Below are 7,155 nucleotides of genomic sequence, written 5' to 3'. Positions count from 1 at the left end.
CCCAACGCGCCGTCGAGCAGGGCCACTCCGTCCTGGCCCAACGCGCCGTCGAGCAGGGCCACTCCGTCCTCCCCCGCCGCAAGGTCCGCCGCAGGTTCCGCCGCGTCCACGAGTCCGGTGTCGGTGGCCCGCAGCCGTCTGCCGAGTCTCCTCGACAGCGCCTGTGCCACCAACTCCGGTGCGGGCGGGCGGGGTCGGGTGCCCGACAGCCAGTGGGACACCGCCGTACGGTCGTAGGTCAGCGTGAACCCCTGCGCCGTGCCCAGGGAGTTGACCTCCAGGGCCAGGCGGGCGCCCGACCAGCCGGACTCGGCGAGGAGGGCGCGCAGGGCTCGGTTCGGTGGTTTCGGTCGTCGCACGGTCACCCCCGGCGGGCGTTCAACGTCCGCTCGTGTTCAACACACCGGCCGGCGGCACGGGCGCCGGGCGCGGCCGGTGTCGTACAGGCTCAGGGTGCGTCCGTACGGGCGGTCGCGCGCAGTGCGCATCGGCGGCGCGTGCGGCTGCCGCGCACGCCGTCCGCCGAGACGGCGGCGACCGGTGGGGCGCCGTTCCGTTTCCGCTTCCCGAGAGGACTCCCCCATGGCCTCGTCCCTTGACCTGTTCCGGCTCGAAGGTGCCCGCGCCCTCGTCACCGGCGCCTCACGCGGTATCGGCAAGGCGGTCGCCGAGGCGCTCGCGGACGCGGGGTGCGATCTGGTGGTGACCGCGCGGACGGCCGCCGCGCTGGAGGAGACCGTGCGGGAGGTGGAGGAGCGGGGGCGGAAGGTGACGGCCCTCGCCGGGGACCTCGGTCAGGTGGGGGTCGCGGCGGGGCTCGTGAAGCGGGCCGCGGAGGCGCTCGGAGGGCTCGACGTCGTCGTCCACAACGCGGGGGTCACCCCGGCCGGCGCGGACGGCGGGATGCTGCTCGTCCAGCTCCAGGACCTGCCCGAGGTCGCCTGGGACCGGGTCGTCGCGGTCAACCTCGACGCGACGGCCGCGCTGTGCCGGACCGCGTACCCGTACCTCGCCGAGTCGGAGCGGGCGAGCCTGGTGCTGATGTCCTCGACGGCGGCCGTCCTCGGCGCCCCGCTCCTCGACTCGTACGCGGCGACCAAGGCGGCGCAGGTGTCGCTGGCGAAGAGCCTCGCGGTGGGGTGGGCACGGCAGGGCATCCGCGTCAACGCGGTGTGCCCGGGCTGGACCCTCACCGACATGACGACCTTCGCGAGCGAGACGGACGTGCTGTCGGAGTGGCTGATGGGCCATGTGCCCATGGGCCGCTGGGCGACCGTCGAGGAGATCACCGGGTCGGTCCTCTTCCTCGCGTCACCGGCGTCGTCGTACGTGACGGGGCACGCGCTGGTGGTGGACGGCGGGCTGTCGGTGCCGGACGGGGGGCTTGCGGGGTACCCGAAGCCGGCGTCGCCGCTGGCGGGTTGAGGGCGGTAGGGGGCCACCCTCACCCCTTCCCGCCGACCGCCCTCAGCAGGAACGGCAGCAGCCGGTCCGCCGTTCCCTCCGCGTCGGCCGGCTCCGTGGGCCGGGCCGTCAGCAGGAGGCGGCTGACCATCGGGCCGATGACGAAGTCCCCGACCAGGCCGGCGTCCTCGACGGGGGCGATCTCGCCCCGGTCGACGGCCCGGCGGACGGCTTCCTCGACGCGCTCGCGCACCGGCGTCATGAACGCGGCGGTGAGGGCCTCGGCGAGGGTGACGTTGTGGGCGGCCTCGCCGATCAGCGCGCGCATGAGGCGCCCGTTCTCGCCGGTCAGGCCGGTGGCCTTGTCCCGCAGGAGGATACGGAGGTCGCCCTCCAGGGTGCCGGTGTCGGGACGCTGTTCCAGGTCGGCGGTGAACGCGGCAGCCGCGGCGAGGACGAGGTCCTCCTTGGACGACCAGCGCCGATAGAGCGTCGCGGTGGAGACACCCGCGCGAGCCGCCACGGCGGCGGTGGTCAGCCCGCCGTACCCGCTCTCGGCGAGGACGGCGAGGGTGGCGGCGAGGAGCGCACGGTCGCGGGCGGCATCGCGGGGACGCCCCCGGCGTGCGGGAGCGGAGGCGGTGCCGGGCTCAGTGCCGGACACCGGTCAGCCCCGGCAGGTGCTCCGCGAGGTGGTACGCGTGCAGGCGGGCGTACTCGTCGTGCGTGCACGGACCGTACGCGGGGTGGGGGGCGTGCGGGCCGGTGTGGGTGGTGAAGAGGGCCACCGCCGCCGCGAGGTCGGCAGCCGCCTCCGCGAGGGGGAGGTCCGGGTCCAGGGGCGGGGCGCCGTCGATCTCGGCGGACAGGGAGTGCTTCATCGCGCCCCGGCTCAGGAAGACCTTCTTGGCGAGGGCGCCCGCCGTCGCGCGGAACAGGGCGGGTTTCAGGCGCGGGTAGCCGGTGACGGAGTAGCGGACGGTCTGGGCGCAGTGCTGGAGCGTCTGGGAGAGGTTCCAGGCCGTGTCCGCCTCCAGGAGGTCGCCCTCGGGGCGGTGGAGCTGTTCCAGGACGCGGTCGGTGAGGTCGGGCAGGACGGGGGTCATGCGTACGAGAATACACTTATACGAAACGAAACATTTTCGTTTCGTATACCCTGGCCCGCATGCCCCTCGACACCCGCACCACCCCCGACGCCGCGGCGACCGTCGCCCGCCTGAACGCCACCTTCGCCACCGGCCGCACCCGCCCCGCGAGCTGGCGCAAGGAGCAGCTCCGCGCCCTGCGCGCCCTGCTGATCGACCGCCAGACCGAACTGTCGGACGCGCTCCACAGCGACCTCGGCAAGAGCCCCCTGGAGTCGTACCTCACGGAACTCGGCTTCGTCGTCAACGAGATCGACCACACCCTGCGCCACCTGAACCGCTGGATGCGCCCGCGCCGCGTCGGCGTACCGGTCTCGCTGGCCCCGGCCCGCGCGCGGACGGTCCGCGAACCGCTGGGCACGGTCCTGATCGTCAGCCCCTGGAACTACCCCCTCCAGCTCGCCCTCGCCCCGCTGGTCGGCGCGCTCGCGGCCGGGAACTGCGCGGTCGTGAAGCCGAGCGAGCTGGCCCCGGCGACCTCGGCGGCGCTCGCGCACTGGCTGCCGAAGGTCCTCGACCCGGACGCGGTGGCCGTCGTGGAGGGCGGGGTGCCGGAGACGACGGAGCTGCTGGAGCAGCGGTTCGACCACATCTTCTACACCGGCAACGGCACGGTCGGCCGGATCGTGATGACCGCCGCCGCCCGCCATCTCACGCCGGTCACCCTGGAGCTGGGCGGCAAGTCGCCCGCCGTCGTCGAGCCCGGCACGGACCTCGCGACGGCCGCGCGCCGGATCGCGTGGGGCAAGTTCATGAACGCCGGCCAGACCTGTGTCGCCCCGGACTACGTCCTCGCGGTCGGGGACGCGGCGGGCGAGATCGAGGAGCACCTCGCGGCGGCCGTACGGGAGATGTACGGGGAGCGGCCCGCGCAGAGCCCGGACTACGGGCGGATCGTGAACGAGCGGCAGTTCGAGCGGCTCACCGGGCTGCTCGGCGACGGCCGGACCGTCGTGGGCGGCGAGCACGACAAGGGGACGCGGTTCATCGCGCCGACCGTCCTCGCGGACGTGTCGCCCGAGTCGGCGGTCATGCGGGAGGAGATCTTCGGGCCGATCCTGCCGATCGTGCGCGTCTCCGACCTGGACGCGGCGATCTCCTTCATCACCGCGCGGGACAAGCCGCTCGCGCTGTACGCGTTCGTCGGGTCGGGCCGCTCCAAGAAGCGGCTGGAGGCGGAGACGTCGTCCGGGGCGCTCGCGTTCGGGGTGCCCAACGCGCATCTCACCGTCCCCGGGCTGCCGTTCGGCGGGGTCGGGGAGAGCGGGGTCGGCCGCTACCACGGCTCCCACTCCATCGACACGTTCAGCCACCACAAGGCGGTCCTGGACAAGCCGCTCCTGCTGGACCCGCTGCGGGTGGCGTACCCGCCGTTCACGCAGGTCAAGGAGCGGATCCTGCGCAAGCTGGTGTGAGGTCGCCGCGCCGTTGTCAGTGGGCCGCGTTACGGTGCGAAGCATCCGCACTCTTGGAGGCTCGCATGGCTTCTCGGCTCAACCCCTACCTCACGTTCACCGGCGAGGCCCGCCAGGCGCTGGAGTTCTACGAGCAGGTCTTCGGCGGCACGCTGTCGCTGAACACGTACGGCTCCTTCGGCCAGGCGGGCCCCGACTTCGCCGACAAGATCATGCACGGCATGCTGGAGACTCCGGCCGGCTTCACCCTGATGGGCGCCGACAACCCGCCCGGCATGGCGCCGCCCGCCGAGCACCGGTACTCGATCAGCCTCAGCGGTGACGACGACACCGAGCTGCGCGGCTGGTGGGAGAAGCTCTCCGCCGGCGGCTCGGTGTCGGTGCCGCTGGACAAGCAGATGTGGGGTGACGTCTTCGGCATGTGCACGGACCGCTTCGGCGTCCCGTGGATGGTCGACATCACCGCCCCCACCGCCTAGTCCAGGCAGAACTCGTTGCCCTCGGGGTCGGCCATGACGAGGAAGCCGCCGCCGAACGGGGGCTGTGCCTCGTGCCGGCGCAGCAGGGTCGCCCCGAGGGCGAGGAGGGTCGCGCTCTTGGCCTCCAGGGCGGCCATCCGGGCGTCGCCGTCCAGGCCGGGCGCCGCGCGGACGTCGAGGTGGACCCGGTTCTTGGCGGTCTTGCCCTCGGGGACCCGCTGGAAGAACAGCCGGGGCCCGCGCCCCTCCGGGTCCACGAGGGCCGACTTGTCGTTCCACTCCTCCTCGGGCACCCCGGCCTTCGCGAGGAACTCGTCCCACGCGGCCAGCACGTCGTCCCCGTCGGCGAGCTGCACGCCGGGCGGAGCGGGATACGCGTACCCGAGGGCCTCACGCCAGAACTCGGCGAGGGCGGCGGGGTTGTGCGCGTCGAAGGTGACCTGGACGTCGAGACTCAACGGTGTACTCCGTTCGGTGCGGTCGATCGGCTCTGCGGCCACTCTCGCACCGCACTAGGCCAGATCCTGGCCTACTTCCCCCGACGCGCCGCCGAACAAGCACCACACCGGCCCGCTCACTCCGTGGACAGCGCCTCCAGCAACTCCCCCACCTGCGGATTCGGCAGCGCCCGCGCCACGTCCGCCTGCGCGACCATCCCGACGAGCCGCCCCTTGTCGAGGACCGGCAGCCGGCGCACCTTGTGCGCGGCCATCGTCCGCAGGATCTCCTGCGCCTCGTCGTCCGCGCCGATCGTGACGATCTCCCCCTGCGCCAGCTCCCCCACGGTGCACTTCTCGGGGCTGAGCCCCATGCCGAGGACCTTGGTGACGATGTCCCGGTCCGTGAGGACGCCCTTCAGCCGGTCGTCCGCGCCGCAGATGGGCAGGGCGCCGACATCGAGGCCCGTCATCCTGCGCGCGGCCTCGGCCACGCTCTCGCGCTCATCGACGCAGACGGCGTCCGGCGTCATGATCTCGCGTGCGGTGGTCATGTCCTGCCTCCCTTCCCCGGGGGCCGCACCGGACCCCGGTGAACTGCCCGGGTCCCCTGGCCCCGGTGGGCCAAACCCCGTATGCCGGGCGGCAGAAGGGGTACTCCGGTGGGCCGGGAACCACTGCGGCAAGGAGGACCCATGGCCCCCGACGATCCGAAACGGCACCAGAACGAGCGCTCCACCGCCGACGACCCCGCCGTCGGCCCCCTCACCACCGACCAGGGCGTCCAGGTCGACCGCACGGACGACTCACTGGCCGCCGGCGAACGCGGCCCGACCCTCCTGGAGGACTTCCACTTCCGCGAGAAGCTGACCCACTTCGACCACGAGCGCATCCCCGAGCGGGTCGTGCACGCGCGGGGCGCGGGCGCCTACGGCTGGTTCGAACCGTACGAGTCCTGCGCGGAGTTCACCCGCGCCGCGTTCCTGCGCGACCCCGCCGAGCGGACGCCGGTGTTCGTGCGGTTCTCGACGGTGCAGGGGCCGAAGGGGTCGGCGGACACCGTCCGGGACGTCCGCGGGTTCGCGGTCAAGTTCTATACGGCGGAGGGGAATTACGACCTGGTCGGGAACAACTTCCCGGTCTTCTTCATCCAGGACGGCATCAAGTTCCCCGATTTCGTACACGCGTTGAAGCCGGAGCCGGACAACGACATCCCGACCGGCGCCTCGGCGCACGACACGCTGTGGGACTTCGTGTCGCTCCAGCCGGAGACGCTGCACGCGATCATGTGGCTGATGTCGGACCGCGCGATCCCGCGCAGCTACCGCATGATGCAGGGCTTCGGCGTGCACACCTTCCGGTTCGTGGACGCGGCCGGGCGCGGCACGTTCGTGAAGTTCCACTGGAAGCCGAAGCTGGGCGTGCACTCGCTGGTGTGGGACGAGGCGCAGGAGTGCCAGGGCCGCGACCCCGACTTCAACCGGCGCGACCTGTGGGACGCCATCGCGGCCGGCGAGTTCCCGGAGTGGGAACTCGGCGTCCAACTCGTGCCGGAGGACGATGAGTTCGCGTTCGACTTCGACCTGCTGGACGCGACGAAGCTGATCCCCGAGGAACTGGTGCCCGTCCGGCCGATCGGCCGCATGGTCCTGGACCGCAACCCGGAGAATTTCTTCGCCGAGACGGAACAGGTCGCCTTCCACACCGCCAACCTCGTCCCCGGTATCGACTTCACCAACGACCCGCTGCTCCAGGCCCGCAACTTCTCCTACCTGGACACCCAGTTGCTGCGCCTCGGCGGCCCCAACTTCGCCCAGCTCCCGGTGAACCGCCCGGTGGCACCCGTCCGCACCAACCAGCGCGACGGCTTCCAGCAGAGCGCGATCCACCGGGGCACCACCTACACCCCGAACTCCCTGGGCGGCGGCCACCCGGCCGTGTCGGGCCCGCGCATGCACTACCCGGAGCACGTCCAGGGCACCACGTCCCGTACCCGCGCGGCGAGTTTCGCCGACCACTACAGCCAGGCCGCGCTGTTCTGGCACAGCGTGAGCGACTGGGAGCGCGAACACATCGTCCAGGCCTTCCGGTTCGAGCTCGGCAAGGTCGGCGCGATCCAGGTGCGCACCCGTACGGTCACCGAGCTGGCGCACGTCGACCTCGACCTCGCCCGGCAGGTCGCCCGGGGCATCGGCGTACCCGAACCCGCCGACAAGCAGCCGGAGTTCAGCGCCGTCTCCGCCGCGCTGAGCATCGAGGCGCTGCCCGGCGACGG

The 7,155-nt window shown here is 72.5% G+C and carries 8 protein-coding genes and 1 pseudogene; 4 read left to right on the top strand and 5 right to left on the bottom strand.

The window, feature by feature from the left end; genetic code table 11:
- Positions 1 to 359: pseudogene (locus AOK24_RS49855) on the bottom strand (hypothetical protein); the annotation flags it as partial.
- A 223-nt stretch (positions 360 to 582) separates the two neighbouring features.
- Here AOK24_RS49855 and AOK24_RS31290 point away from each other — a divergent pair.
- Positions 583 to 1,425: an SDR family NAD(P)-dependent oxidoreductase gene (locus AOK24_RS31290; protein WP_055723406.1), complete on the top strand. Its 843-nt coding sequence runs from the start codon at positions 583 to 585 to the stop codon at positions 1,423 to 1,425.
- A 19-nt stretch (positions 1,426 to 1,444) separates the two neighbouring features.
- Here the strand turns inward: AOK24_RS31290 and AOK24_RS31285 are convergent, their stop codons facing one another.
- On the bottom strand, positions 1,445 to 2,068 hold the full coding sequence (locus tag AOK24_RS31285) for a TetR/AcrR family transcriptional regulator (RefSeq protein WP_055723405.1): 624 nt from the start codon (positions 2,066 to 2,068) through the stop codon (positions 1,445 to 1,447).
- Entirely contained in the window at positions 2,055 to 2,510 is a 456-nt protein-coding gene (locus AOK24_RS31280) for a DUF1569 domain-containing protein (protein ID WP_055723404.1), read from the bottom strand. The genes AOK24_RS31285 and AOK24_RS31280 overlap by 14 nt, the downstream gene beginning before the upstream one ends.
- Before the next feature lie 59 nt (positions 2,511 to 2,569).
- Between AOK24_RS31280 and AOK24_RS31275 the strand changes: the two genes are divergently transcribed.
- Together AOK24_RS31275 and AOK24_RS31270 are read left to right on the top strand one after the other, a co-directional pair.
- A complete protein-coding gene (locus AOK24_RS31275; RefSeq protein ID WP_055723403.1) occupies positions 2,570 to 3,964 on the top strand; it encodes an aldehyde dehydrogenase family protein in 1,395 nt (464 codons plus the stop codon).
- A gap of 65 nt (positions 3,965 to 4,029) precedes the next feature.
- Positions 4,030 to 4,443 (top strand): VOC family protein, encoded by a 414-nt coding sequence (locus AOK24_RS31270; protein WP_055723402.1) that lies wholly within the window; start codon positions 4,030 to 4,032, stop codon positions 4,441 to 4,443.
- On the opposite strand, the gene AOK24_RS31265 is transcribed toward AOK24_RS31270, so the two are convergent.
- Positions 4,440 to 4,901, bottom strand: a complete 462-nt coding sequence (locus tag AOK24_RS31265; protein ID WP_055723407.1) for a VOC family protein — start codon at positions 4,899 to 4,901, stop codon at positions 4,440 to 4,442. The two genes, AOK24_RS31270 and AOK24_RS31265, sit on opposite strands and share 4 nt — an antisense overlap.
- A gap of 116 nt (positions 4,902 to 5,017) precedes the next feature.
- Positions 5,018 to 5,434, bottom strand: coding sequence for a CBS domain-containing protein (locus AOK24_RS31260; RefSeq protein ID WP_055723401.1), 417 nt, complete (start codon positions 5,432 to 5,434; stop codon positions 5,018 to 5,020).
- Between the two features lie 141 nt (positions 5,435 to 5,575).
- Between AOK24_RS31260 and AOK24_RS31255 the strand changes: the two genes are divergently transcribed.
- A partial coding sequence (locus tag AOK24_RS31255) for a catalase (protein ID WP_055723400.1) occupies positions 5,576 to 7,155 on the top strand: 1,580 nt, incomplete at its 3' end.

The sequence above is a fragment of the Streptomyces niveiscabiei genome (genome assembly GCF_001419795.1).
GTDB lineage: Bacteria > Actinomycetota > Actinomycetes > Streptomycetales > Streptomycetaceae > Streptomyces > Streptomyces niveiscabiei.
The sequence above is the reverse complement of the archived record's forward strand: the minus strand, read 5'-3'. Positions and strand labels throughout refer to the sequence as shown.

What these genes read in the sequence shown, in the direction of transcription:
- AOK24_RS31290 (WP_055723406.1), top strand. Translation starts at nt 583, where the DNA reads ATGGCCTCGTCCCTTGACCTGTTCCGGCTCGAAGGTGCCCGCGCCCTC.
- AOK24_RS31280 (WP_055723404.1), bottom strand. Translation starts at nt 2,510, where the DNA reads ATGACCCCCGTCCTGCCCGACCTCACCGACCGCGTCCTGGAACAGCTC.
- AOK24_RS31275 (WP_055723403.1), top strand. Translation starts at nt 2,570, where the DNA reads ATGCCCCTCGACACCCGCACCACCCCCGACGCCGCGGCGACCGTCGCC.
- AOK24_RS31270 (WP_055723402.1), top strand. Translation starts at nt 4,030, where the DNA reads ATGGCTTCTCGGCTCAACCCCTACCTCACGTTCACCGGCGAGGCCCGC.
- AOK24_RS31260 (WP_055723401.1), bottom strand. Translation starts at nt 5,434, where the DNA reads ATGACCACCGCACGCGAGATCATGACGCCGGACGCCGTCTGCGTCGAT.